The organism is Paenibacillus sp. RC84 (assembly GCF_041260495.1).
Taxonomy (GTDB): Bacteria; Bacillota; Bacilli; order Paenibacillales; family NBRC-103111; genus Paenibacillus_F.
In genome coordinates, this window is record NZ_JBGBYL010000011.1 from 114,377 (window position 1) to 137,013 (window position 22,637).

Below are 22,637 nucleotides of genomic sequence, written 5' to 3' on the forward strand. Positions count from 1 at the left end.
CTTTAGTCGGTGGAAATTACTGGTTGGAAAACCTTCGTTTTTGAGGAAATTGACCCTTGCTATTTAACAGGGCACATTATATGATTGCATGAGATTGGTGCTGCATTTCCGTGAAAAATGGCGAATTTGCCTGGCTCGAAGGATAGAGAGAGAAACATTTTCACGGGCATATCCGTAAGGAGATATGTGTTAATTTTCACAATGCAAGCCCTTAAAAAAGTATGGAAGTGAGAGAGAACCAATGAGTAGAGTCCCAAGGATAGTCATATTGGGCGCTGGCTACGGTGGTGTTGTAACATCTTTACGTCTTCAGAAACTGTTAAATTATAACGAAGCGGACGTAACGCTGGTGAACAAGCATGATTATCATTATATTACGACCCATCTGCATATGCCCGCAGCCGGAACGGATAAACCTGATAATGCACGCGTCAATATTTCCTCACTGATCGATGAATTCAAGGTGGACTTCGTGAAATCGACCGTAGTTCAAATCCGTCCGGGGGAGAAGAAAGTCATCCTCGAAGACGGCACCCTGTCTTACGATTATCTGGTTATCGGTCTCGGCGGCGAGCCGGAAACGTTCGGAATCCCGGGTTTAAAAGAATATGCGATGACGATCCGCAGCATTAACAGCGTACGTCATATCCGCGAACACATCGAATACCAGTTCGCGAGGTTCAAACAGGAGCCGGACCGCAAAGAGCTGCTGACTTTCGTCGTAGGCGGCGCGGGTTTCTCCGGCATTGAATTCGTCGGGGAACTGGCGGACCGTATCCCCGAGCTGTGCAAAGAGTTCGACGTGGACCCGGCGCTTGTCCACATTTATAATATCGAAGCGGCTCCGACGGCTTTGCCCGGCTTCGATCCGGAGCTGGTGGAGTATGCGATGCGCCTGCTGACCGATAAAGGCGTCACGTTCAAAATCGCCACCGCGATCAAGGAATGCACGCCGGAAGGCGTCCTCATCGCAGGGGACGAATTCATCAAAACGGGTACCGTCATCTGGACGGGAGGAATCCGCGGCAATCATCTCCTGGAGGATGCGGGCTTCGAAACGATGCGCGGCCGCATCAAGGTCGATGAATTCCTGCGCGCGCCGGGTTACGACAATATTTTCGTAACGGGCGACTGCTCCCTCGTGATGAATCCCGAAGGGAGGCCTTACCCGCCGACGGCTCAAATCGCGACCCAGCAGGGGGAGAACTGCGCGTTAAACCTCGTGGCTTCCATACGCGGCAACGCGTTGAAGGAATTCGCGTTCGTCAACCGCGGCACGGTAGCTTCCCTGGGCAAAGGCGAAGCCATCGGCATTGTCGGTACGAAGAAAATGAAGGGCGGTACGGCGGCTCTAATGAAGAAAGTCATCGATATGCGCTACCTGTATACGATTGGCGGTCTTCCGCTCGTGGTCCGCAAAGGAAAGCTGCGCTAATCGGCTTTCCGGACAGGATGATCAAGACCGAAGCCGCCACCGGCAACCGTCCGCAGAGGGCGCGCCGGGGCGGCTTTTTTGCTGAACGGATAAGGCAGCCGGGGGAGGTGTACATACGAAATGAGACACTGCAGTGTACAAGTACGCGGGCTTTTGACCCGCAGCGAGCTGGACCGCTACAATGCGCTGATCGAAGTCGGCCACTATCTGGAGAATCAGAAGGAATACGGTCACGTGGCCGTCGTTCAGAAGGAGATCGACATACTTATCCTTCCGGCGATAGAACGGCTCAAGGAGAAGAGCCGCCAGCGTGACCGCGACACGGAGGACTATCTGCGCCGCAAGGCGGAGATGGAAGCCGAAATGAAGCGGATCGCGGAGGAAGACGACGAGGACTAAGGAGCCGTATCGCGCCGGTCGGGTTCCGCCGAGACGGGATATAACGGCCCGCCGGTCTTCGCGAGATTTGCGGGCACGCAACGAAGCCGAATCGCGTGTTACAGGGCTTAACTCGCGGTACGCAGCGCCCACGGCATGCGTACGGAAGCTAGGCGGCCGTACGGAACGCAGCGGCTGCGTGTACGCGAGGCCCGCCCGCAAGCGGCCGCTGCGGCGCGGTTCGCCGGTCGCGAGTCGCGCCCCGCGGGGAAGCGCCGGCCGCGGCACCTCCCGCCGGACCCCTGGCGGAGAGGGCGCGCCCCGTCCGCCGGCGCAAAAAAGCCTGAACGTCTTCCCTAAGGGAAACGTTCAGGCTTTTTTGCTTGCCGCGGGGCGGGCTATACGTCCAGCAGACGGCCGAGGCGGTCATTGTCGAGCAGGTTGCCGACGTAGAAGTCGCCGAACTCGCCGTAGCGTGCGCTCACTTCATCGAAGCGCATTTCGTACACGAGCTTCTTGAACTGCAGCGCGTCGTCGGCGAACAGCGTGACGCCCCATTCCCACAGATCGAAGCCGACGGAGCCGGTGATGATCTGTTTGACTTTGCCGGCGTAGCTGCGGCCGATCATGCCGTGGCTGCGCATCATGGCTTTGCGCGATTCGAGGTCGAGCATGTACCAGTTGTCGCTGCCTTGACGGCGTTTGTTCATCGGATAGAAGCAGATGTGCTTCGCTTTAGGCAGCGTCGGCTTCAAGCGTGCGACCACTTCGGGATTTTCCATCGGATCGGAGCCCGGCTTGGCCATGTAGCTGCTCAGTTCGACGACCGATACATAGGAGTAGACCGGGATTGTGTATTTGGCGAACGCCGATTTGTTGAAGGCGGTCTCCAGATCGTTCAGCTCTTCGAGCGTTTCGCGGAGCTGCATGAACAGAATATCGGCCTTCTGGCCTACGATGCTGTACAGAGCCGTGCTTCCTTCTTTATTATCTTCAATTGTTGCCCACTCGCCGATAAACGAACGAAGCTCGTCCTCCGCGCGCTTGCGCTCTTCCGGAGACGCTTCTTTCCAGGCATTCCAGTCCATGCGGCGGAAATCGTGCAGGGCGTACCAACCTTCTAATGTTTCGATGGCTTCACTCATAAGAAACGGAAACCCTCCTTTAATCTAGAGAAATTCGGGTCTTACCAATCTTTCTCATTGTATCGGCTCCGCTTTCAAAAGGCAAATGAACAAACGGTGTCGTGCGCTCAATGTTCATGATGTGGACACTTTACCTGACTGTGGAAATTGCTTTACAATAGAGAGAAGAATGCGTAAAAGGAGTGGACCGATTTTGATTCAGTTGGTCATCGTCATCGTCCTGATGTTCGTGCTGTTTTTTGGACTCGGGTTTATTCTAAATATGCTGATGAAAACGACCTGGTTTCCGGTCTATGCGTTTGTGGCGCTGATCATCGGGCTGAGCTTCTACTACAGCGACAAAATGACATCGATTACAGCGGTGGATATCGCGCCGGTCATCGGAGGACTCATAGGGGCCGTCGTGAGCGGCACGACGATCCGCACGCTGAGAATCAAAGGCTTCAAAATGTTCTAGAACACGCTGTAAAGACAGCCAGAAAAAGCCCGGAGCATCAGCTCCGGGCTTTCTTAATTTAGAAGGGACATCCGTTTGCGGCTTCCGCAGCCGATTAGTACGTGTGGTAAGAATCGTGATAGCCGTAGCCTGCATAAGGCTCTTTGGGAACGAGCAAGGAAGCGACGATGTAAATCAGAGTGAAGGTGCCGAAGCTGAACACGGCTCCGATTACAGCGATCAGGCGGACGATGGTAGCGTCTACGCCCAGCAGCTGGGCAAGGCCTCCGCAAAGTCCTGTAAGCTTACGGTCTGTTCTGGAACGGAAAAGTTTATTCATGATTAATTCTCTCCTTTGGAATAGTCGATTGTGGGGTCCGGAACCGTCCGGCTCGTTTGTCTTGCGCCGTTTCCGTATTTCATGTCTTTATCTTACCGGATCGGGAGGAGAGCCAAAACGGCCCTAAGGCGGTTTTGGAGTTAGACTTTAGTCGGGGCGGCCCCTCGTCATTAAGGCCAGGTAACATTTTTCACTCCCTTCCCTGTCGAGATTTGTGGTAAAATGATGTTCAGACCTTTTAAGGTACGGATGGAGAGTTTGATGCTATGCGATTGACCAATTTGCTGCATTTTACAGAGAATCACCGGTTCTGCGTGTACCGGGATTTCGCGTTAAGCAGTCTTGATTATAAAATGCTGTCTTCGATCTATCAGCCGATGATCGGGGGCTATGCCGTCAGCTTGTACCATACGCTCTACCAGCAGGTCCCGTCGGATAAAACGGGCTATGCCGGGCTGGAGCAGCAGCGCAAGCTTTTTTTATCGCTGGAATTGGACCCGGGCGAGCGCAGCCGCAAGCTGTTCATCGAGCAGTCCTCGAAACTGGAGGCCGTCGGGCTGCTCCAGACGTCTCGCATTTACATGGAGGACGAGGATGATTACATCTACGAGTACACGCTGTCTTGCCCGCTTTCACCTAACGAATTTTTCCGCAATCAGCATCTGACCCTGCTCCTCCGGGACAAAATCGGCAAGTTTCTGCTGCTGTCGCTGCGCGACGAGCTTACGATGCCGGAGCCCGCGGAGCTGGCGGGAGCGGACAGCGAGAATTTGTCGGTTCCTTTCTACGAGCTGTTTCGCCTGAACACCCAGGTGATCGACTACGAGCTGGAGCAGGCGCTGTACGAAGCGTCGGCCGGCAAACAGGCGGCGCAGGCGCTTGACGTGACGACCAAAGGCTACGCCTACGCGGATCTCATCACCCGGTATCCCCGGGAGTCGTTTAACCGCATCTATGTCGAGAATCTGAAGTACAAGCCCGAAACGATGATCTCCATTAACATGGTAGCGAGGAAATACAGCCTGACTCTGCAGGAAACGGTTCGTCTGCTCGATGAGGACGGAATGTTCGACGAGGACGGCGAGCTTCAGATCGATTCCTTGCAGTACAAGGCGAATCTGTATTTCCGCCAGGGAAAGAAGAGAGAGGAAGAGCGCGAGCGCTTCCTTCACCGCGCAGAGCCGGGCGACGCCGGGGACAATACGGCCGATTCCGAAGAAGGAACCCGGTCGGTGGAAATGCAGTACTACCTGGAGGTTCCGGCTTTCCTGCAGGGAGCGCACAACGAGCACCAGTACAATTCGCTGCTTAGAAACGAACCTTACACCCTGGTGCTGCAAAGCTTTTTCACCCAAGGTCCGGTTCCGAACGGGGTTCTGGATATTTTCGAGAAAATCGATCTCAATTATAAGCTTAAAGAAGAAGTCATTAATGTCCTGATTCATTATATCCATATCGACAAACGCTCGTGGGCCAAGTCGTCCATCGAAGCGGTCGCGTCGGACATGCTCGGCAAGCAGATCGCCTCGTTCGAGCAGGCCGTCGAATATGTGCGCCAGCGGCTGCAGTTCCGGCAGCAGGCGGCAGCCAAAGCGGCGGCGGCCAAAGCTTCCGGCGGTTACGCCGGCAAAGGGAAAGCGCGCACGGCAGGCAAGCAGATGAAGCCGCAGATTCCGATCGTCCAGAACAAGGGACAGACGTCCCGCGTAACGGAGGAAGAGCTGGAAGCGATGCTGCGCAAGGCGAAGAAGCTCGATGAAATGTTTAATTCCTGAGAGTGCTAGACAATGGCGGGAGGAGGAACCCCGATGGAATCCCTGTCCGATATGCTGAAACAAATGCCCAAGAGCAGCTGGATGCAGAGGGCGGAGGAACAGGCCAAACAGGTGCTGGAGGATCCGCTGATCCTGAAGCTCCGCGGACAGTATCCGCAGCTGGACGATCATACGCTCAAAATCAACATGAACCGTCTGTACCAGTATGCGAGAGAACATAAGAACTGCCTGAACTGCCCGGGACTGGAGCGGTGCCCGAACGATATGCAGGGGCATTATACGATGCTGAACGTGGAAGACAACGGCGGCCGGACTTATATTCATGAAGAAAAAACGGCCTGCCGCAAATTTATAGCGAAGCAGTCCCAGGATGCGATCCGCAGCCGGATCCGCACGTTTCACATCGACGAGCAGGCGCTCAGCCGGGAGCATACGTACACGGATATTTTGCGGACGGATATGGAACGCGCCAAGGCTGTCGATTTCCTGAACGACTATGTGATGCGGACAACGGAAGAAGGGCTGCAGAAGAAAGGGCTTTACCTGCAGGGCTCCTTCGGTACGGGCAAAACGTTCCTGATGTGCTACATGCTTTATCAGCTGGCGAAAAAAGGCTTTACGGGAGCCATCGTATATATGCCGGATTTTGCGGAGGATCTCAAGGGGATGTTCGGGGAGCCGCAAAAGCTGAAGGAGACGATCGAGCTGCTGAAGGAGACGGACCTTCTGGTCTTCGACGATATCGGAGCGGAGAATCTCAATCCGTGGCTGCGCGACCATGTCCTGGGAGCGATTCTCAACTACCGGATGAACCGCAAGCCGACATTCTTTACGTCCAATTACGATCTGGACGCCCTGGAGAAGCATTTCAGCTTCACGAACAAAGACGGTGACGAAGAGTACAAAGGCCAGCGGATTATGGACCGTGTACGGCCTTACGTCGAAGTCGTGACCGTAGACGGATATAACAAACGGGGGGCCTAGCTGCCCCCCCGTTTATTCGTATACGCCAAGAGCCGCCGCGGAATGTGATCCGCAGGCGGCTCTTGGTTGTTCCTGCTCCGCGATACGCCGCCAGCATGCCGCGGAGCAGGGAAGGAGGAGCCGGCAGCGATCTTGCCCGGCTTATTTCTTTTTGAGGCGCTCCAGGTCGTGCGCGACCTGCTCGACCATCTGGACGAACGAGCTGAGCTCCTGGGAGCTTGCGGCCTGCGTGCGCGCGTAGATGGACGTCTGCTCGGACTCGCCGTGTACGGTGCCGAGAATCGTGCGAATCGCGGTCAGCTTGTCCTCGATCAGCTCCAGCGATTCCCGGGAACGGGAGGCGAGCTTGCGCACTTCGTTGGCGACGACTTCGAAGCCGCGCCCGGCATCGCCGGCACGGGCCGCTTCGATGGCCGCATTGAGGCCGAGAAGGTGAGTCTGCTCGGACACTTCCTTCATGAGAGCGCCCATCGCGTGGATGTGGCCGACTTCTTCCTCCAGGTCTTTTAAATATTGATGCGACTTGTCTTGGGACTCCGCGGTTTGTACGGCCGTCTCGGCCACGATCTGACTGCTGCTGCTCAGCTCGACCATCATGGAGGCGAGGTCCTGAACGGCTTTGGAAATGCCGGAGAGCATGATGGCCTGATCATCGGCCAACTGTTGTATTTTAGCTTTCTCGTCATGCTCGTACGCTTCCAGAACGAGCTGCGAGTCAAGGTTGAACATTTTCGTCAGGGAATGGACAACTTCAAGCCAGGCTCCGTCCGGAAGGACACGCTTGAAATGACGGAGGGACAGATCGAGATACAGCATGTAGGTTCCCAGGTACCATTCCGTTGTCAGACCGATCCGGGAATGCACTCTGCCTACGATCAGCCGGTTCTGGATATACTGTTCGTTCAGTACGCCCGAAGTCATGGACAGGAAGTAATCCGCCTGCGTCTGCTTCAAGCGCTCCAGCGTGCTGTGTCGCGAGATCAGGTCTCTGAGTTCGGGTTCGGCGGCGATTTGCTCGTAGAGCTGCTCCACCACCACTTCCACGATTTCTTTGAAAGCGGGTTCATTTGCTTTTAGCAGCTGCAGGTCATTCTCGGTTATACCGGTAAAACGCACCTGCCTTATCCGGTCATCAGACAATTGAATCAAAAAGGGCACCCCATTTTCTCTAGTTTCATCTGTTATTAGGAAGGGCGTAAATGGCCCTTTACCAGAATTCTCCGTTTTGAGACCAAAGTCCTGCTTGATTGCTGCCAAAAGGTATTTTTCTCCCGATAAAACGCCGGAAAACAAGAAAAAAACCTGTCCGCATATGCAGCAGGTTTCTTTCAGGCGGTCCGGATTATCCGATCACCAGTTTAATAATGACCCCAATGATGAAAATGATCATCAAAACGGCGAAGAATCCGCCAAAACCGAGGGCAACATCCATAAGGTCGTTGCGGGGCTCTTCATTGAGATGAAGTTCCGGATGTTTAGGATCGCTCATGCCTGTTCCTCCTCACTTGTCCGCTCGAAAATAAGCAGACGTAGGCTTATTGCCAGTATACCCATTTTTCGCGAAACTTGTAAAGATGCCCGGAGATTCAAAGCATGACAAAGTTGGCACAACCCGGAGACTGCCAGATTTTAGGGCTTGCCCTGTTCGGTTGAAAAACCGACACATTGTGGTATACTTTACATGTTGACAATATCCGGATCCGCTAAGGATTTCGATGAACTTTTAGATAAATGAGGAGGAAGAAATCATGGCGATCGTAAACGTAACAGACCAATCCTTTAAAGGTGAAGTAGAAGGAGAAGGCACGGTTCTCGTTGATTTCTGGGCACCATGGTGCGGACCTTGCAAGATGATCGCACCGGTTCTGGAAGAATTGGCTAAAGAGGAAGAAAGCTTGAAAATCGCGAAAGTGAACGTGGATGACAATCCGGAATCCGCTTCCCGCTTCGGCGTTATGAGCATCCCGACCCTGATCGTATTCAAAAACGGTCAACCGGTCGATAAAGTTGTCGGTTTCCAATCGAAGGATGCGCTCAAGAACGTTCTTTCCCGTCACCAATAATTGCCTCGCGCAAACAAACGATGAGAAAAAGCTCTTTTTCTGCTATGCTGAAAAGGAGCTTTTTTTGCATTTATCCGATAAAGACAGGACCATTTTGGATACAGGAAGCCTAAGGAGGGAGAGGCAGTGACGGAAGAACGGGGGGGAGAACCTCTCCACAGAATGACCCGCGAGGAGAGCGAGGAGCATATCCGCAACAAGCTGGCCTTGCTGCCGGATAAGTCGGGCTGCTACCTTATGAAGAACGCGGAAGGCACGATTATTTACGTGGGAAAAGCCAAAGTGCTCAAAAACCGCGTGCGTTCTTATTTTACCGGAAGCCATGACGGGAAGACACAGCGGCTTGTGTCGGAAATCCGTGATTTCGAATATATCGTGACCTCAAGCAACATCGAGGCGCTTATCCTGGAATGCAATCTGATTAAACAGCATTATCCGAGATATAATGTGCTGCTTAAAGACGACAAGTCGTTTCCTTATATCAAAATTACTCATGAAGAGCACCCGCGTCTGGAAGTGACGCGCAAGATCGTCAAAGACAAGGGGAAGTACTTCGGGCCTTATCCGAACGCGTTTGCCGCGCAGGAGACGAAAAAGCTGCTCGACCGGCTGTATCCGCTGCGGAAGTGCAAAACGATCCCGGACCGCGTCTGCCTGTATTATCATCTGGGCCAGTGTCTGGCTCCGTGCGAGCATGACATCACGCAACAGCAGAATGACGAGATGGTGCAGGGGATTGTGCGTTTCCTGAACGGCGGTCACGAACAGGTCAAACAGGAGCTGACCTCGAAGATGCACGCCGCGGCCGAGGATTTGAACTTCGAGCGGGCGAAGGAGCTTCGCGATCTGATCGTGAACATCGACGCGGTGATGGAGAAGCAGAAGATTACGACGACGGATGTGGTGGACCGCGATATTTTCGGCTACGTCGCCGATAAAGGCTGGATGTGCGTGCAGATTCTGTACATGCGCCAGGGCAAGCTGATCGAACGGCATGTGACCATGTTCCCGTACTATGGAGACGAGTACGAGGACTTCATCACTTACGTGATGCAGGTATACAGCGAGAACCCGGCGCTGCCGAAGGAAATCTTCCTGCCCGGCCGCAGTCAGCAGGAACTGCCGGCAGAAAGCCTGAGCGCCGGTATGGAGGCAGCGGCGGGCGCGACTGTGCGGCAGGCCGGAGAAGACGGCGGATCGCCGGAGAGCCTGCGGGAGGCCCCGGAAGAGGCGGCCTCGCCGTCGCCGCTCGCGGCGGAAGCCGAGAAACACGCCGGTTCCGATTCGCGCAGCATGCCGACGACCGCGGAGCAGAAAGACGTGAAGGAAGCGCTGGAGAGCTGGCTGAAGGTGAAAGTGCATTTTCCGCAGCGCGGGCTGAAAAAGCAGATGGTCGACATGGCCAGGGACAACGCGCGCGTCGGCCTGGAGGAGAAGTTCCGCCTCATCGAGCGGGATGCGCAGCGCACGGTGCTGGCTGTCGAGAACCTCGGCAGTTGGCTCGGTACGGGGCCTGTCACGCGGATCGAGGCGTTCGACAACTCGAACATCCAGGGCTCCGACCCTGTGGCCGCGATGGTCGTCTTCACGGACGGAAAGCCGGACCGGAAGGAATACCGCAAATACAAGATCAAGACGGTGCAGGGACCGGACGATTACGAGTCCATGCGGGAAGTCATCCGCCGCCGTTACGAGCGGGTGCTGAAGGAGAACCTGGCGCTGCCCGATCTGATCATCGTGGACGGCGGCAAAGGGCAGATGTCGGTCGCTATCGACGTGCTGGAGAACGAGCTGGGGCTGTTCGTTCCGGTGTGCGGCCTGTCCAAGGACGTGAAGCACAAAACCGCGATGCTGCTGGCCGGCGACCCCGCCGAAGTCGTTCCTATTCCGCGCGACAGCCAGGAATTTTACCTGCTTCAGCGGATCCAGGACGAAGTCCACCGCTTCGCGATTACGTTCCACCGGGAACGGCGGGCGAAGTCGATGGTCGTTTCGCAGCTCGATGCCATTCCCGGTATCGGGGAGAAACGCCGGAAGCTGCTGTTGAAGCATTTCGGGTCCGTTAAAAAAATCAAAGAGGCCGCGGTCGAAGATTTCCGGCCTCTGGGGATCGGCGAGAAACTCGCCGCACAAATATTGACCGCTCTGCGGGGAGAACAAGAACAAGAGGAACCGTCCATTTGAGACGGTTCCTCTTTTTTGTGCGTTTTATGCGGCGCAAGTCGGCGTGATTGCACTTCCGCCGGTTTCCGGGCCTTGCCGCAGCCACGCGGTTATGCCGTTTGCGCCGTGCCGCTCCTTCGCGGCGATGTGCCGCATGACCGTGTCCATCGCACTGCCGCCGTGTCCGGGCTGCCGTATCCAAGAGTCCGGGCGGCTTGCTGCCGGCAGGCGGTCCGCTGCCCCCGCTTCAGGCAAACCCGCCGACTCTCTAGACGGGCCGCCGGTTCCGCCTGCTTCCGCTCACAAATCTCAGCTTGTGAAGCCAGGATACCGCAAGGGCGACGGCGGCGGGCAGCGCCATATAGAGCAGGCCGAGCGCAGGCGTGCCGGCTGCCAGTCCTTCGCCCGTGAGAAGGGACAAGCCCATAAGGATGCTGTCCATGGCCGTATGGGCGAACAGGGCGGTCAGGAAGCCGTACCGCAGGAAGGCGTAGCCGAACACGAGGCCGAGCACCGTTACCTCGATCAGCCGGGTGTACACCGGGTAGATCGGGTAGGCGGTGTGTCCCGCCGCCCAGATGAGGCTGGGCAGAAGCACGGCCAGCCATTTGAACCGGAGCAGCCTGCTGAACAGGGCGATGCCGAGCAGCCGGAAGGTGGCCTCCTCGGAGATGCCCGCCGCCCAAGCCATCAGCGGAAGCAAAGCGGGCTGCAGCATGTTGCGGGGAGACGACATCGGGTCGTTCACCGACCAGACGCCGAAGCCTTTCTCCGCCACAAGGAACAGCACCTGCTGGAGGCCGAGCAGGAACAGGCAGAGCAGATAGCCCTGCGCCATGCTGCGGGTTACGCGCGAGCCGAAGTCGGCGTCGCGCCAGCGGGGCATGACGGACTTTCCTTCGCGTCTCCACAGGGCATCGCCCGCTGTGAAAGAGAAGTAGACGGCTGCGGCCATCAGCAGCGTCACGAAGTTGATCAGCACGATCGAAAGCATCGCTTCCTGGCCGCTGCTCGTCAGCGTACTGCCGGCTTTATAAGCCGGATACATGTTGATGTTGTTCATGACGTAGATCACGGCATACACCGCCGTTAGCAGGACGCCCCGGGAAAAATCGACCGTCCTCCATTTAAGGACGGTATAGCCGAGGGCGATCAGGGCCATCAGGCCGTTGCCCCACAAGCTGATGCGGGTCCACATGGAGGCGGTATCCTCCTGGTGTTCCAGCCAAGACGTAAAAGCGTCGGGGAGCCGGAACGATTGGGTGAACGAGGCAACGGAGGTTCCGTCCAGTTTCACGCTGATCGTCAGCTTAGCGTCCCCGACAGGCTCTTTCCGCCGCTCGAACAGCAGCAGACCGGACTTGGCGGCAGGCGGGCTGATCCGCTCGAACTCCGCCTCTTCGTAGCCCTGCCTCGCTATCGCTTCCCGGGCGAGCTTCTCCGCATCGGCCGCGGACACGGCGGCCTGGGCTTCGCCGCCGAGGCCGGACCAGCCGATGACGGCTTTCGTGGTCATATGGATATCGATGATCGACTTCCGGACCGAAGGGGAAGCCTCGGTGACTTCTACCCGATAGTAATCGACGGGCACCCGGCTGGCGTAGCTTTTGTCATACAACGTTTGAAGCTTCTCTTTGGTGAGATAACCGCTGAGTTCCTTCTCCGATTGGTAGCTGACGAATGTGCCGGGAGCCCCGCCGCCCGTAACGACGCCGGAACCGTTTACGGTATCGGCGCCCTGCCTTTGCCGCAGCCATGCGACCGCTGCCTCCGCGGCTTGTTCTTTCGTAATGGAGGCTGCCGTTTCGTAAGGATCGGAACCGGCGGGAGCGGCTCCGGTATTATAGATGAAAACTACGGCCGCATATAGAAGGAATCCGGTCAGGGCGAGCAGCAGCAGCGGTTTATCCAGACCGTATTTTTTCATGGTCAGCTCCTTCTCCGATCGTTTTTTTAACCGTATCACAGTTTGCGTAAGGATGCCAATTCGTGACTCCCAGTTAGCTGCAGGAAGATTGTCCAGGTTTCCCCCCGTAAAATCCGGTTAAAAGGGCTTTGTGCTTGTTTAATAACAGATATATAATGCGGATGATTCATTTCTTCGCGCAACTTCATACGCCGAATTTCCGCAGGAAAACGGGGGAACCATACATTGGGGTGAATTTTACCGCTTGTGCCTGAATAGGGCAGGGTAAATAGGGTGGCCTGTACATCCGAATCCGTCAGCTAACCTCGTAGGCGACAGCAGGAACCATAACCGAAAGGCAGTGGGTTTCCAGTGTCTTTTTTGTGCTTCATATAGGAGGAAATTATGTGTTAAAAAAGTCGAGATTTACGCCGCCGCAGATCCTTGTTCTCGGATTTGCCCTCATTATCCTCATCGGTTCCGGCCTGCTGATGCTGCCGGTCTCGTCAACGGACGGGCTGCCGCTTCCGTTCATCGACGCCCTCTTCACGGCCACCTCGGCTACCTGTGTAACAGGTCTGGTCGTGGTAGACACCGGGTCGCATTTTACGATGTTCGGGCAAATTGTTATCATTTCGCTGATTCAAATCGGCGGCCTCGGGTTCATGAGTATGGCGACGCTTTTTGCCTTCATCCTGCGCAAGAAGATATCGCTCCGCGAAAGGCTGCTGCTTCAGGAAGCCTTGAACCAGGGCAGCATGGAAGGCATTGTCCGCCTTTTCCGGAAAGTACTGATCTACTCGCTGAGCATCGAAGGAATCGCGGCTGTCCTTTTTACCGCCCGCTGGTCGATGGATCTCGGTTTTCCGAAGGGGTTGTACTACGGCATCTGGCATGCCGTTTCCTTCTTCAACAATGCCGGGTTTGACCTGTTCGGTCCCATTACCGGCCCATTCTCTTCGCTGACCGCTTACGCCGACGATTTTATTACCAATGTAGTGACGATGGCGCTCATCGTTCTGGGCGGGATCGGTTTTATCGTGATGTCCGATGTGATGGATTACCGGAAAACGAAGAGGCTGACCCTTCACTCCAAGGTGGTGCTGAGCGCCACAAGCATTCTGATCGTGACCGGGGCGCTTGTTATTTTTATCTTCGAGTATTCCAATTCGAAAACGCTGGGTTCATTGGACTTCGGCGGCAAGATTCTCGCTTCGTTCTTTCAATCGGTCACACCGCGTACGGCGGGGGCGAACACGCTTGATCTCGCTTCTCTCCGCCAAGCCACTCAATTTTTCATGATCATCCTGATGTTTATCGGGGCTTCTCCCGGATCTACCGGGGGCGGGATCAAGACGACTACGTTTACGATGCTGGTCGGGGCAATCGTGGCGATGGTGCGGGGAAAAGAAGATATCGTCTTCTTCCGCAATCGTCTCGGCAAGGAACGCATCCTGAAGGCGATCACTCTGACGATGTTTGCACTCTTTCTTGTTATTTTCGTTACCATGCTTCTGTCTACGACGGAAGATCACGAGTTTCTTATGATTTTGTATGAAGTGACTTCGGCATTCGGGACTGTAGGACTCACCCTGGGGCTGACCACGAAGCTTACCGTGTTCGGCAAGGTTATGATCGCCCTGACCATGTTCGCCGGACGTCTCGGGCCTTTGACGTTGGCGTATGCGCTGCAGCCTAAAGCCGAGAAAGAACTGTACCGTTATCCCGAAGGAAAAATCACGATAGGTTAAGGAGAAACAAAACAATGGCTTTCATTCAATATGCAGTTATCGGACTCGGACGCTTCGGTTCCAGCTTGTCCCAAGAATTGACTCAGCTCGGGCACGAGGTGCTGGGCATCGACAGAGACGAAGAGAAAGTAGACGAGATGAGCGACAAGCTCACCCATACCGTAGTTGCGGACGCGACGGACGAAGAGGTTCTACGCTCGCTCGGCGTCCGCAATTTCGACTGCGCCGTCGTGGCTATCGGAGACAACATCCAGGCGAGTATCATGGCGGCGATTCTGCTTAAGGAGCTTGGCGTTAAAACGGTCGTCGCGAAGGCGTTGACCGATCAGCATGCCAAGGTGCTTGAGAAAATCGGCGTGGACCGGATTATCTTTCCAGAGCGGGATATGGGCGTGCGCGTGGCTCACCAGTTGGTGTCGCCGAACCTTCTCGATTACATCGAATTGTCCAAAAACTACACGATCGCGGAGCTCGTCGTTTCCCGGCGTATTTCCGGCCTTACTCTAAAGGAGCTCGATCCGAGGGCCAAGTACGGCTGCAATATCGTCGCCATCAATAAGACGGACGACGTGATTATCGCGCCTACCGCCGAAGACGTCCTGCACGAGAAAGACGTGATGGTCGTCATCGGCACGAAAGAGCAGATCGATACGTTTGAGAGCCGCGCGATTCGGTAAGAAGCGGGAAAGGGGCGTATGCGCATGGAGAATGCTTTGACACAGCTTATTGACTATGAGCTGTATTTATTTATCCTGATTGTCGTTCTGGGCATGTTGTTCGGCAAACTGGCGGGATGGCTGCGCCTGCCCGATGTGGCGCTTTTTCTGATCGCGGGGATGATTTTCGGGCAAGCGTTTCACTGGATCGCCGAACCGAGCAGCTCGCTGACCAACCAGTTCATCCTGGTCGTAGGCTCCACGCTTATTCTGTTCGACGGTGGGCGCAATATCCGGCTGAGCGGGCTGAAGCATGTCTGGATCTCCGTCACGCTGCTCAGTATACCGGGTGTCATTCTTACGTGCGCGGCGGTCGCGGCCGCTTCCCACTGGTTTCTCGGCCTGCCCTGGCTGCACGCGCTTCTCCTAGGAGCTATCATCTCTTCCACCGATCCGGCTACGCTTATTCCCGTGTTCAAACAGGTGAGAATCCGGACCAAGGTGCGCGAGACGGTGGAGAGCGAATCGGCATTCAATGACGCTACGGGCTCCATCCTTACCTTCTCGCTGATTGCTATCCTTCTGGGAACGGAGCACGTATCCGTCGCTTCAGGCGCCTGGCAGTTTGTGAAAACCGCGCTGGGCGGGCTGGCGGTCGGCGCCATTATCGGGTATGCGGGAGCCTTCCTGACCGCGCACGTGAAAATCGGCTTTCTGCGCGATTACGCGACGATCCTGATGCTGGCGGCGGCTCTCGGCTCTTATCTGGCAGGTGAACATCTGGGGGTCAGCGGTTTTATGGCGACGTTCACGGCCGGGCTGATCTGGGGCAATTCCGACGTCTTCAAGCTGCATATGGAGGATAAAAAGCAGGAAATGACGCATTTCTCGGAAAATGTGACCGTTCTGATGCGGATGCTGATTTTTATTCTGCTCGGCAGCCAGGTCAATTTTCCGCTGCTGCTCAAGTATTTGTGGCCGAGTCTCGGCATCATTTTCGTGTTCATGTTCATCGCCCGTCCGCTGGTCGTGCTTCTCTGCGCGCTGCCGGACCGCAAAGCGAAATGGACTTGGAGAGAGATTGTCTTCATGTTCTGGGTGAGGGAAACCGGCGTGATTCCGGCCGCGCTTTCCGGCATGGTGGCGGGGCTGGGCATCGCCCATGCGGATCTGATCGCTTCCGTTACGTTTATGGCGGTTCTGATCACCATCCTGTTCCAGGCGAGCACCACGGCCTTTGTGGCGCGTAAGCTGGGCCTTGAAGAGGACAGCGGCGGCGAAGGCGCGCATGGCTTACCGCATGCGAAGCCAGGGCCGCAATAATGGAAGAAAGAAATTTTTCTTCCGGACGATAAAAAATGGAAACCGCCTCTGCTTGCAGGGGCGGTTTTTTGGCGAAGGCTTTGTTATCCTTGAGTGTTGATTTTTGTCCAAAAGAAAAACCGCCCAATTCGGCGGTTCATTCTTCTTTGGCTTGTGAATTTTTCCCCTCATGATAGTCTTTCCATAATGGGCTGATGTATTTTTCCATTGTTTTTACGACGACATCTCTTCGGCTCTCTTCGACATTTACAGTGTCATTTGAAATCTCATTTCTAATTCGTATGAGCACAAATAAAGGAGGTAACGCAGCCTCACGGAGTGCCTTAATCATGATTTCTTCTTGTGGAGTAATATCCATAACTTATCTTTTTTCCTTTCTAGCAGGTTATATGAATAGTATGAGTCCTGACACCGGTGTTAGGGTCAAGCGAAAAATAAATTCCGCTGTGCTGCCCGTTGCTTCAATAAAAAATCAACAACACAGTTTAACAGAACCTTGGCGAAAAAAAAGAACCTCGCCAGGCCGTGCAGGGCTGGAAGGTTCTGTGCAGCCGGCGGCAAAGGCCCTGCCGGCGGCTCTTTGGAGCATGTCGGCTTGGCCGTTGTAGCCTTTATACAGGCATATCCGAGATACGGGCATATCCGCGTAACGGCCCCAAACGCTCGCGCGGCAGCGGCCTCTGCCTGGGCTCCGCACTACTGGCTTAAGCCCGCGAAATGCGCCTTGGCCTTGCGGATAAAATGCGCGACCGCCTCGTTCTGGTGAGTTTCCTTCACAAAAATGAGCGAGGTGGTCCGCGGCGTTTTCATAAGCTCGGGCAGCTCCCGGACGCAGAGTCCGTCCTGCTCGGACGAATGGTCGTGCAGGTACGATTTCGGCAGCAGCGTAGCCGCCTGGCACGTAACGACGAGACGCATGATCGCCTCGAACGAGTCGATTTCCATTTTGACGTCCGGAAAAATAAAAAAGCGGTGAAACAGCTCGTCGGTAAGCACCCGGTACCAGGTGCCTTTGGAGAAGAGAATCATCGAGAGACCGTTCAGATCGGCGATGGACAGCTCCTCGCGGTCCAGGTAAGGATGACCCTGCGGCAGCACCAGACAGAGATGATCGTCGAAAAGAGGCTCGCAGGCGAGTCCGGGCTGGTCGATGGAGGAGGCGACGAGGCCGATGTCGACTTTTTTCTCCTTGACCATCATGACGATCTCGTGAGTCTTGCCGGTCAGAGCTTTCATATCCGTGGACGGATATTCCGCCAGGTACATCGTCACAAGCTCGGGGAGCGTGGTCTGCAGCGTGGTCAGACTGGCTCCGATGGTGAGGCTCATATGACGTCCGGCGGTCTTATATTCGTACAGGGTCTGCAGGAAGCGGCGTTCGCCCTGCCTCTGCTCCAGCGCATACTCGTATGCGATTTCGCCGGCCCGGGTTAAATCAAGGCGCTTCCCCTTGCGGGAAAAGAGCTGGACGCCGAGCTGCTCTTCCAGCTTCATGATCTTGCGCGATAAGGCAGGCTGCGACAAATTTAGCACCTGCGACGCTTTATTCAAGCTGGCCTGTTCGACAACGACAGCAAAAACGTCGAGATGTTCCATAATTCGTGCCTCCTGGGGTTTAAATTCTTCTTATTATGCAAAAATATTATAATGAATATAAAAAAACAGCAATTCCATTATAAGCGATAAAGAGGTACGATGTATATGTCACCAGTTGTTCACAAAAAATTCGGCCCATTGTCGCTAATCCGAGGCAGGAAAAAGCGATGAGTGTGCCTTTTTTGGCGGTTGACGGTCCCCGGACAGGGGAGTACAATGGAATTTGGTTTTGTCTGGAATTGTCGAGACGTATCGTGTCGAGGCGAAAATTTGAGGGGGGAAGCATCACTAATGGGCAAGAACTCGTATTTTAACCGCAAGCTGCATTCCTTGCTTGGCGTTATTCCGGTTGGTTTCTTCTTGATCGAGCATTTGCTTACCAACTTTGAAGCAACTAAGGGACCTGAAGCGTTTGTGGATCAAATCAACTGGCTGAACAGCCTGCCGCTCGTGCTTGTGCTCGAGATCGTCGGGATCTGGATTCCGCTTCTGTACCATGCCGTTTACGGTCTGTACGTAGCGTTTACGGCCCGCAACAACGTAAGCCGTTACGGCTATTTCCGCAACCAGATGTTTTTATGGCAGCGGATCACGGGGGTTCTTACCTTCCTGTTCGTGGCATGGCATTTCTTTGAAACGCGTTTTCAAGTGGCACTCGGCAACGTAGAGCATGAACGCTTAGGACAGACGATGCATGACATCGTATCTCAGCCTCTTTTGCTGACCATATACGTAATCGGCGTTATCGCCGCGTCTTTCCATTTTACAAACGGCATGTGGTCGTTCCTTGTCAGCTGGGGCATCACGGTGGGTCCACGCGCCCAACGCGTGTCTTCCTATATCTGGATCGGCTTGTTCCTTGTCATGTCTGTAATGTTCATCGCATCTCTCGTGGCATTTAAAGACCCGCAATTTCAGGAGCTTCCTGTCGTTAGCGGAATGATCGGAGGGGTGACCAGCAATGGCTAATTCAAAAGTAATTGTCGTCGGCGGCGGTTTGGCCGGTCTGATGGCAACCATTAAGGCAGCGGAAGCGGGTGTGCCCGTACAGCTTTTCTCCCTGGTTCCTGTAAAACGTTCCCACTCCGTGTGCGCCCAAGGCGGCATCAACGGAGCGGTTAATACGAAAGGCGAAGGCGACTCCACTTGGGAGCACTTTGACGATACGGTATACGGCGGCGACTTCCTCGCCAACCAACCGCCGGTTAAGGCGATGTGCGACGCGGCTCCCGGCATTATCCACTTGATGGACCGGATGGGCGTTATGTTCAACCGGACACCGGAAGGCCTTCTGGATTTCCGCCGTTTCGGCGGCACGAAATACCACCGTACGGCATTTGCCGGCGCTACGACAGGCCAGCAGCTGCTGTACGCGCTCGACGAGCAGGTCCGCCGTTTCGAAACAGCGGGACTGGTAACGAAGTTCGAGCACTGGGAATTCCTCGGCGCGGTCATCGACGACGACGGCGTTTGCCGCGGGATTGCCGCCCAGGATCTGCGCAACATGGAAGTGCAGACCTTCTCTTCCGATGCCGTCATCATGGCGACCGGCGGTCCCGGCATCATTTTCGGTAAAACAACGAACTCCGTTATCAACACCGGTACGGCAGCAAGCGCCGTGTACCAGCAGGGCGTTTACTACGCGAACGGCGAGTTCATCCAGATTCACCCGACCGCGATTCCGGGCGACGATAAGCTTCGCCTGATGTCCGAATCCGCGCGCGGTGAAGGCGGACGCGTATGGACGTATAAAGACGGCAAGCCTTGGTACTTCCTTGAAGAGAAATACCCGGCTTACGGAAACCTGGTTCCGCGTGATATCGCGACCCGTGAAATTTTCCACGTTTGTAACGACCTGAAGCTCGGCATCAACGGCGAGAACATGGTTTACCTGGATCTGTCTCACAAAGATCCGAAAGAACTGGACGTTAAACTGGGCGGTATCATCGAAATTTACGAGAAATTCACAGGCGACGATCCGCGGAAGCTTCCGATGAAGATTTTCCCTGCGGTTCACTATTCGATGGGCGGCATCTGGGTCGATTACAACCAAATGACGAACATTCCGGGCTTGTTCGCCGCAGGCGAGTGCGACTACTCCGTTCACGGCGCGAACCGTCTCGGAGCGAACTCCCTCGTATCCGCCATTTTCGGCGGTATGGTAGCGGGTCCTAAAGCAATCGAATATATCCAAGGTCTCGACAAGCACGTGGAAGATATGTCCACCGCCATGTTCGACCGCGAGAAGCAGAAGCACACCGATCGTTACGAAAGCCTGCTTAAAATGGACGGCAAGGAAAATGCTTATGTCATCCACAAAGAGCTTGGCGAGCTGATGACTTCGAACATGACTGTCGTGCGCTACAACAAAAATCTTGAAGCGACGATCGTCAAGATTAAAGAATATAAAGAACGTTTCCAGAATATCAACATGACGGATACGGCCCGCTGGAACAACCAGGGTGTCGCCTTCACGAGACAGCTCTGGAACATGCTCGAACTTTCCGAAGCGATGACGCTGGGCGCTCTTCTGCGTAACGAGAGCCGCGGCGCTCACTACAAGCCGGAGTTCCCGGAACGCGATGACGATAACTTCCTGAAGACCACCAAAGCCAAGTGGACCCCTGAAGGTCCGGTTATCGAATACGAGGACGTAGACGTATCGCTTATCGCACCGCGTAAACGCGACTACACTACGGACAAGAAGAAGAAAGAGAAAGAGGGAGGGCATTGATCATGGCCGAAGCGCAAACTGCAGTACCAAGCAAAACGGTCAAGTTTATCGTCACCCGTCAAGACAGCCCGGAATCGGCTCCTTACAAAGAGGAGTTTGAAATCCCGTACCGTCCGAATATGAACGTGATCAGCGCACTGATGGAAGTCCAGCGCAATCCGAAAAAATCGGACGGCGGCGAAACGACTCCGGTTTGCTGGGAGTCCAACTGTCTCGAGGAAGTATGCGGCGCCTGCTCCATGATCATCAACGGCAAAGCGCGCCAAGCCTGCGCTGCCTTGATCGATAAGCTGGAACAGCCGATCCGCGTAGAACCGATGCGTACGTTCCCGGTCGTAAGAGACTTGGTTATCGACCGCACCCGGATGTTCAACGCCCTCAAGAAAGTGAAAGCGTGGATTCCGATCGACGGTACGTACGATCTGGGTCCGGGACCGCGTATGGCGGAATCGAAGCGTCAATGGGCTTACGAGCTTTCCAAGTGCATGACGTGCGGCGTATGTCTGGAAGTTTGCCCGAACGTAAACGAGAAGACAAGCTTCATCGGTCCTGCCGCGGTTTCGCAAGTCCGCCTGTTCAACTCCCACCCTACAGGTGAAATGAACAAGGACGAGCGTCTCGATACGCTGATGGAAGACGGAGGCATCGAGGGCTGCGGTAACTCGCAGAACTGCGTGCGTTCCTGTCCGAAAGGCATTCCGCTCACGACTTCCATCGCGGAAATGAACAAGGACACCACGAAACGTCTGTTCAAAAAATGGTTGGGCATGTAAGCACGCCAACCTGGCATATTATGAAATATACGGCACTTCCGCGCAGCTTTTCCCGCGCGGAAGTGCTTTTGTTATGAAAAGAAAACCTGCGGCATGCTAATGAAATAAAGCGTTCCACGCCGTTTAGTTCGGAAAGAGAGAAGGGGGATCCCATCATGTGGAAAGCGATTATTCTTGTATTCCTGGGAGCATGCAGTTACGGGATGCTCTCTACGTTCGTTAAATTCGCGTATGACGCGGGTTTCGAGCCGGGTGAGGTAGTAGGCGCCCAGAACTTGTTCGGCACGCTGATCTCGCTCGTACTCGTTCTGACGCTCTCCCGCCATAAAATGAAGCCGGGGCAATGGGTGCCGCTGCTTATGGTGGGGCTGACGACCGGTTCGACCGGCATTTTATATTACAATTCCCTGCAGACGGTTCCGGCCTCCATCGCCATCGTGCTGCTGTTCCAGTTCACGTGGATCGGCGTCATTCTGGAAGCGGTGCTGGAACGCAAAAGACCAAGCCGCGCGAAGGCGGTCTCCCTGGTGCTGCTATTGATCGGAACGGGGCTGGCATCCGGCGTGGCCAATCTCGGCTCCATCGATTTACCTGTAGTCGGAGTGGTGCTTGGCCTGCTGTCCGCCGTGACCTACACCGGTTTTATTTATTTCAGCGGCAAGGTGAGCACGGGAGTGCCGGCCATCAACCGGACCCTGATGATGAATATGGGAGGGCTTCTTCTCGTATTCGTTTATCATACGCCGAGTTTTATATGGAACGGCGCGCTCGGAGAGGGACTCTGGAAATATGCGCTGCTCGTCGGAGTTTTCGGGATCGTGATTCCGACCGTATGCTTTAACTACGGCATGCCGAAGCTGGGGACCGGTCTGGGTTCCATTCTCGGAGCGGCCGAGCTGCCCGTAGCCGTCGTGCTTTCGGCAGCCGTGCTTAAGGAAAGCGTGTCATTGGTGCAGTGGGCGGGTGTCCTGCTCATCCTTGTCGGCATCGCTTATCCTCATCTGCGGAGAGGAAAAGCCGGGGAACTTAAGCCGACTTGATGGGGCTACGGCCGATCGATTCTCGTTACAAAAACCCATAAAGAGCCGGAACGCATAAGCGTTTCGGCTCTTTTTTTGTTAAATAATACTTGACGGGTAGGAAAAGTCGGAATAAAATGAAACGAAATAATATTTATCT

General features: G+C 55.0%; 22 protein-coding genes and 1 riboswitch. Of the genes, 14 read left to right on the forward strand and 8 right to left on the reverse strand.

Annotation, left to right across the window (positions count from 1 at the left end):
* Nucleotides 1–241 precede the first annotated feature (241 nt).
* Nucleotides 242–1,435, forward strand: coding sequence for an NAD(P)/FAD-dependent oxidoreductase (locus ABH899_RS23720; RefSeq protein WP_370001057.1), 1,194 nt, complete (start codon nucleotides 242–244; stop codon nucleotides 1,433–1,435).
* A 120-nt stretch (nucleotides 1,436–1,555) separates the two neighbouring features.
* Entirely contained in the window at nucleotides 1,556–1,834 is a 279-nt protein-coding gene (locus ABH899_RS23725; protein ID WP_009676256.1) for a hypothetical protein, read from the forward strand.
* Nucleotides 1,835–2,211: 377 nt separating this feature from the next.
* Here ABH899_RS23725 and hemQ read toward each other — a convergent pair whose 3' ends face one another.
* Nucleotides 2,212–2,958, reverse strand: coding sequence for a hydrogen peroxide-dependent heme synthase (gene hemQ / locus ABH899_RS23730; protein WP_009676262.1), 747 nt, complete (start codon nucleotides 2,956–2,958; stop codon nucleotides 2,212–2,214).
* A gap of 193 nt (nucleotides 2,959–3,151) precedes the next feature.
* On the opposite strand from hemQ, the gene ABH899_RS23735 reads away from it, so the two are divergent.
* Nucleotides 3,152–3,415 carry a YuiB family protein gene (locus tag ABH899_RS23735; RefSeq protein ID WP_009676274.1) on the forward strand — a complete coding sequence of 88 codons (264 nt, stop codon included), beginning with the start codon at nucleotides 3,152–3,154 and terminating at the stop codon, nucleotides 3,413–3,415.
* Nucleotides 3,416–3,509: 94 nt separating this feature from the next.
* On the opposite strand, the gene ABH899_RS23740 is transcribed toward ABH899_RS23735, so the two are convergent.
* Nucleotides 3,510–3,734: a PspC domain-containing protein gene (locus ABH899_RS23740; RefSeq protein WP_009676275.1), complete on the reverse strand. Its 225-nt coding sequence runs from the start codon at nucleotides 3,732–3,734 to the stop codon at nucleotides 3,510–3,512.
* Nucleotides 3,735–4,000: 266 nt separating this feature from the next.
* Between ABH899_RS23740 and ABH899_RS23745 the strand changes: the two genes are divergently transcribed.
* Both ABH899_RS23745 and dnaI read left to right on the forward strand, forming a co-directional pair.
* The gene (locus ABH899_RS23745) at nucleotides 4,001–5,509 is read left to right on the forward strand and encodes a replication initiation and membrane attachment family protein (protein ID WP_370001061.1); all 1,509 of its coding nucleotides are present in this window, start codon (nucleotides 4,001–4,003) and stop codon (nucleotides 5,507–5,509) included.
* A gap of 33 nt (nucleotides 5,510–5,542) precedes the next feature.
* The gene (dnaI, locus tag ABH899_RS23750; RefSeq protein ID WP_009676271.1) at nucleotides 5,543–6,493 is read left to right on the forward strand and encodes a primosomal protein DnaI; all 951 of its coding nucleotides are present in this window, start codon (nucleotides 5,543–5,545) and stop codon (nucleotides 6,491–6,493) included.
* 141 nt (nucleotides 6,494–6,634) lie between these two features.
* Here dnaI and ABH899_RS23755 read toward each other — a convergent pair whose 3' ends face one another.
* Both ABH899_RS23755 and ABH899_RS23760 read right to left on the reverse strand, forming a co-directional pair.
* Nucleotides 6,635–7,642, reverse strand: coding sequence for a protoglobin domain-containing protein (locus ABH899_RS23755; protein ID WP_370001063.1), 1,008 nt, complete (start codon nucleotides 7,640–7,642; stop codon nucleotides 6,635–6,637).
* 193 nt (nucleotides 7,643–7,835) lie between these two features.
* A complete protein-coding gene (locus tag ABH899_RS23760) occupies nucleotides 7,836–7,982 on the reverse strand; it encodes a YqzM family protein (RefSeq protein WP_009676287.1) in 147 nt (48 codons plus the stop codon).
* A gap of 259 nt (nucleotides 7,983–8,241) precedes the next feature.
* On the opposite strand from ABH899_RS23760, the gene trxA reads away from it, so the two are divergent.
* Together trxA and uvrC are read left to right on the forward strand one after the other, a co-directional pair.
* Nucleotides 8,242–8,556, forward strand: coding sequence for a thioredoxin (gene trxA, locus ABH899_RS23765; protein WP_009676258.1), 315 nt, complete (start codon nucleotides 8,242–8,244; stop codon nucleotides 8,554–8,556).
* Nucleotides 8,557–8,718: 162 nt separating this feature from the next.
* Nucleotides 8,719–10,740 carry an excinuclease ABC subunit UvrC gene (uvrC, locus tag ABH899_RS23770; RefSeq protein ID WP_370001313.1) on the forward strand — a complete coding sequence of 674 codons (2,022 nt, stop codon included), beginning with the start codon at nucleotides 8,719–8,721 and terminating at the stop codon, nucleotides 10,738–10,740.
* 24 nt (nucleotides 10,741–10,764) lie between these two features.
* Here the strand turns inward: uvrC and ABH899_RS23775 are convergent, their stop codons facing one another.
* Entirely contained in the window at nucleotides 10,765–10,974 is a 210-nt protein-coding gene (locus tag ABH899_RS23775; protein WP_370001065.1) for a hypothetical protein, read from the reverse strand.
* A gap of 13 nt (nucleotides 10,975–10,987) precedes the next feature.
* A complete protein-coding gene (locus ABH899_RS23780) occupies nucleotides 10,988–12,646 on the reverse strand; it encodes a CPBP family intramembrane glutamic endopeptidase (RefSeq protein ID WP_370001067.1) in 1,659 nt (552 codons plus the stop codon).
* 179 nt (nucleotides 12,647–12,825) lie between these two features.
* Nucleotides 12,826–12,975: riboswitch (cyclic di-AMP (ydaO/yuaA leader) on the forward strand.
* A gap of 57 nt (nucleotides 12,976–13,032) precedes the next feature.
* Between ABH899_RS23780 and ABH899_RS23785 the strand changes: the two genes are divergently transcribed.
* Genes ABH899_RS23785 through ABH899_RS23795 form a run of 3 tightly spaced genes read left to right on the forward strand, consistent with a single transcriptional unit; the run spans nucleotide 13,033 to nucleotide 16,355 of the window.
* Nucleotides 13,033–14,376: a TrkH family potassium uptake protein gene (locus ABH899_RS23785; RefSeq protein WP_009676240.1), complete on the forward strand. Its 1,344-nt coding sequence runs from the start codon at nucleotides 13,033–13,035 to the stop codon at nucleotides 14,374–14,376.
* 14 nt (nucleotides 14,377–14,390) lie between these two features.
* Complete coding sequence (locus ABH899_RS23790) at nucleotides 14,391–15,053, forward strand: potassium channel family protein (RefSeq protein WP_370001069.1); 663 nt, start codon at nucleotides 14,391–14,393, stop codon at nucleotides 15,051–15,053.
* Between the two features lie 24 nt (nucleotides 15,054–15,077).
* Nucleotides 15,078–16,355, forward strand: a complete 1,278-nt coding sequence (locus tag ABH899_RS23795) for a cation:proton antiporter (protein WP_370001071.1) — start codon at nucleotides 15,078–15,080, stop codon at nucleotides 16,353–16,355.
* 136 nt (nucleotides 16,356–16,491) lie between these two features.
* On the opposite strand, the gene ABH899_RS23800 is transcribed toward ABH899_RS23795, so the two are convergent.
* Together ABH899_RS23800 and ABH899_RS23805 are read right to left on the reverse strand one after the other, a co-directional pair.
* The gene (locus ABH899_RS23800) at nucleotides 16,492–16,713 is read right to left on the reverse strand and encodes a hypothetical protein (RefSeq protein WP_218228106.1); all 222 of its coding nucleotides are present in this window, start codon (nucleotides 16,711–16,713) and stop codon (nucleotides 16,492–16,494) included.
* 338 nt (nucleotides 16,714–17,051) lie between these two features.
* Nucleotides 17,052–17,951, reverse strand: coding sequence for a LysR family transcriptional regulator (locus tag ABH899_RS23805; RefSeq protein WP_009676276.1), 900 nt, complete (start codon nucleotides 17,949–17,951; stop codon nucleotides 17,052–17,054).
* A 291-nt stretch (nucleotides 17,952–18,242) separates the two neighbouring features.
* On the opposite strand from ABH899_RS23805, the gene ABH899_RS23810 reads away from it, so the two are divergent.
* The 4 genes from ABH899_RS23810 to ABH899_RS23825 all read left to right on the forward strand — a co-directional run bounded on the left by ABH899_RS23810 (nucleotide 18,243) and on the right by ABH899_RS23825 (nucleotide 22,498).
* Entirely contained in the window at nucleotides 18,243–18,920 is a 678-nt protein-coding gene (locus tag ABH899_RS23810) for a succinate dehydrogenase cytochrome b558 subunit (RefSeq protein WP_009676260.1), read from the forward strand.
* A complete protein-coding gene (sdhA, locus tag ABH899_RS23815) occupies nucleotides 18,913–20,685 on the forward strand; it encodes a succinate dehydrogenase flavoprotein subunit (RefSeq protein ID WP_218228107.1) in 1,773 nt (590 codons plus the stop codon). The genes ABH899_RS23810 and sdhA overlap by 8 nt, the downstream gene beginning before the upstream one ends.
* A 2-nt stretch (nucleotides 20,686–20,687) precedes the next feature.
* Entirely contained in the window at nucleotides 20,688–21,458 is a 771-nt protein-coding gene (gene sdhB / locus ABH899_RS23820) for a succinate dehydrogenase iron-sulfur subunit (RefSeq protein WP_009676242.1), read from the forward strand.
* 155 nt (nucleotides 21,459–21,613) lie between these two features.
* Nucleotides 21,614–22,498 (forward strand): EamA family transporter, encoded by an 885-nt coding sequence (locus ABH899_RS23825; RefSeq protein WP_370001074.1) that lies wholly within the window; start codon nucleotides 21,614–21,616, stop codon nucleotides 22,496–22,498.
* Nucleotides 22,499–22,637 lie beyond the last annotated feature (139 nt).

Excerpts from the sequence above, each read along its gene's own strand:
- ABH899_RS23720 (WP_370001057.1), top strand. The coding sequence starts at position 242 with ATGAGTAGAGTCCCAAGGATAGTCATATTGGGCGCTGGCTACGGTGGT.
- ABH899_RS23725 (WP_009676256.1), top strand. The coding sequence starts at position 1,556 with ATGAGACACTGCAGTGTACAAGTACGCGGGCTTTTGACCCGCAGCGAG.
- ABH899_RS23795 (WP_370001071.1), top strand. The coding sequence starts at position 15,078 with ATGGAGAATGCTTTGACACAGCTTATTGACTATGAGCTGTATTTATTT.
- ABH899_RS23800 (WP_218228106.1), bottom strand. The coding sequence starts at position 16,713 with ATGGATATTACTCCACAAGAAGAAATCATGATTAAGGCACTCCGTGAG.
- uvrC (WP_370001313.1), top strand. The coding sequence starts at position 8,719 with ATGACCCGCGAGGAGAGCGAGGAGCATATCCGCAACAAGCTGGCCTTG.
- sdhA (WP_218228107.1), top strand. The coding sequence starts at position 18,913 with ATGGCTAATTCAAAAGTAATTGTCGTCGGCGGCGGTTTGGCCGGTCTG.
- ABH899_RS23825 (WP_370001074.1), top strand. The coding sequence starts at position 21,614 with ATGTGGAAAGCGATTATTCTTGTATTCCTGGGAGCATGCAGTTACGGG.
- trxA (WP_009676258.1), top strand. The coding sequence starts at position 8,242 with ATGGCGATCGTAAACGTAACAGACCAATCCTTTAAAGGTGAAGTAGAA.
- ABH899_RS23740 (WP_009676275.1), bottom strand. The coding sequence starts at position 3,734 with ATGAATAAACTTTTCCGTTCCAGAACAGACCGTAAGCTTACAGGACTT.
- dnaI (WP_009676271.1), top strand. The coding sequence starts at position 5,543 with ATGGAATCCCTGTCCGATATGCTGAAACAAATGCCCAAGAGCAGCTGG.
- ABH899_RS23805 (WP_009676276.1), bottom strand. The coding sequence starts at position 17,951 with ATGGAACATCTCGACGTTTTTGCTGTCGTTGTCGAACAGGCCAGCTTG.
- ABH899_RS23760 (WP_009676287.1), bottom strand. The coding sequence starts at position 7,982 with ATGAGCGATCCTAAACATCCGGAACTTCATCTCAATGAAGAGCCCCGC.
- ABH899_RS23745 (WP_370001061.1), top strand. The coding sequence starts at position 4,001 with ATGCGATTGACCAATTTGCTGCATTTTACAGAGAATCACCGGTTCTGC.
- ABH899_RS23780 (WP_370001067.1), bottom strand. The coding sequence starts at position 12,646 with ATGAAAAAATACGGTCTGGATAAACCGCTGCTGCTGCTCGCCCTGACC.
- ABH899_RS23810 (WP_009676260.1), top strand. The coding sequence starts at position 18,243 with ATGGGCAAGAACTCGTATTTTAACCGCAAGCTGCATTCCTTGCTTGGC.
- sdhB (WP_009676242.1), top strand. The coding sequence starts at position 20,688 with ATGGCCGAAGCGCAAACTGCAGTACCAAGCAAAACGGTCAAGTTTATC.
- ABH899_RS23790 (WP_370001069.1), top strand. The coding sequence starts at position 14,391 with ATGGCTTTCATTCAATATGCAGTTATCGGACTCGGACGCTTCGGTTCC.
- hemQ (WP_009676262.1), bottom strand. The coding sequence starts at position 2,958 with ATGAGTGAAGCCATCGAAACATTAGAAGGTTGGTACGCCCTGCACGAT.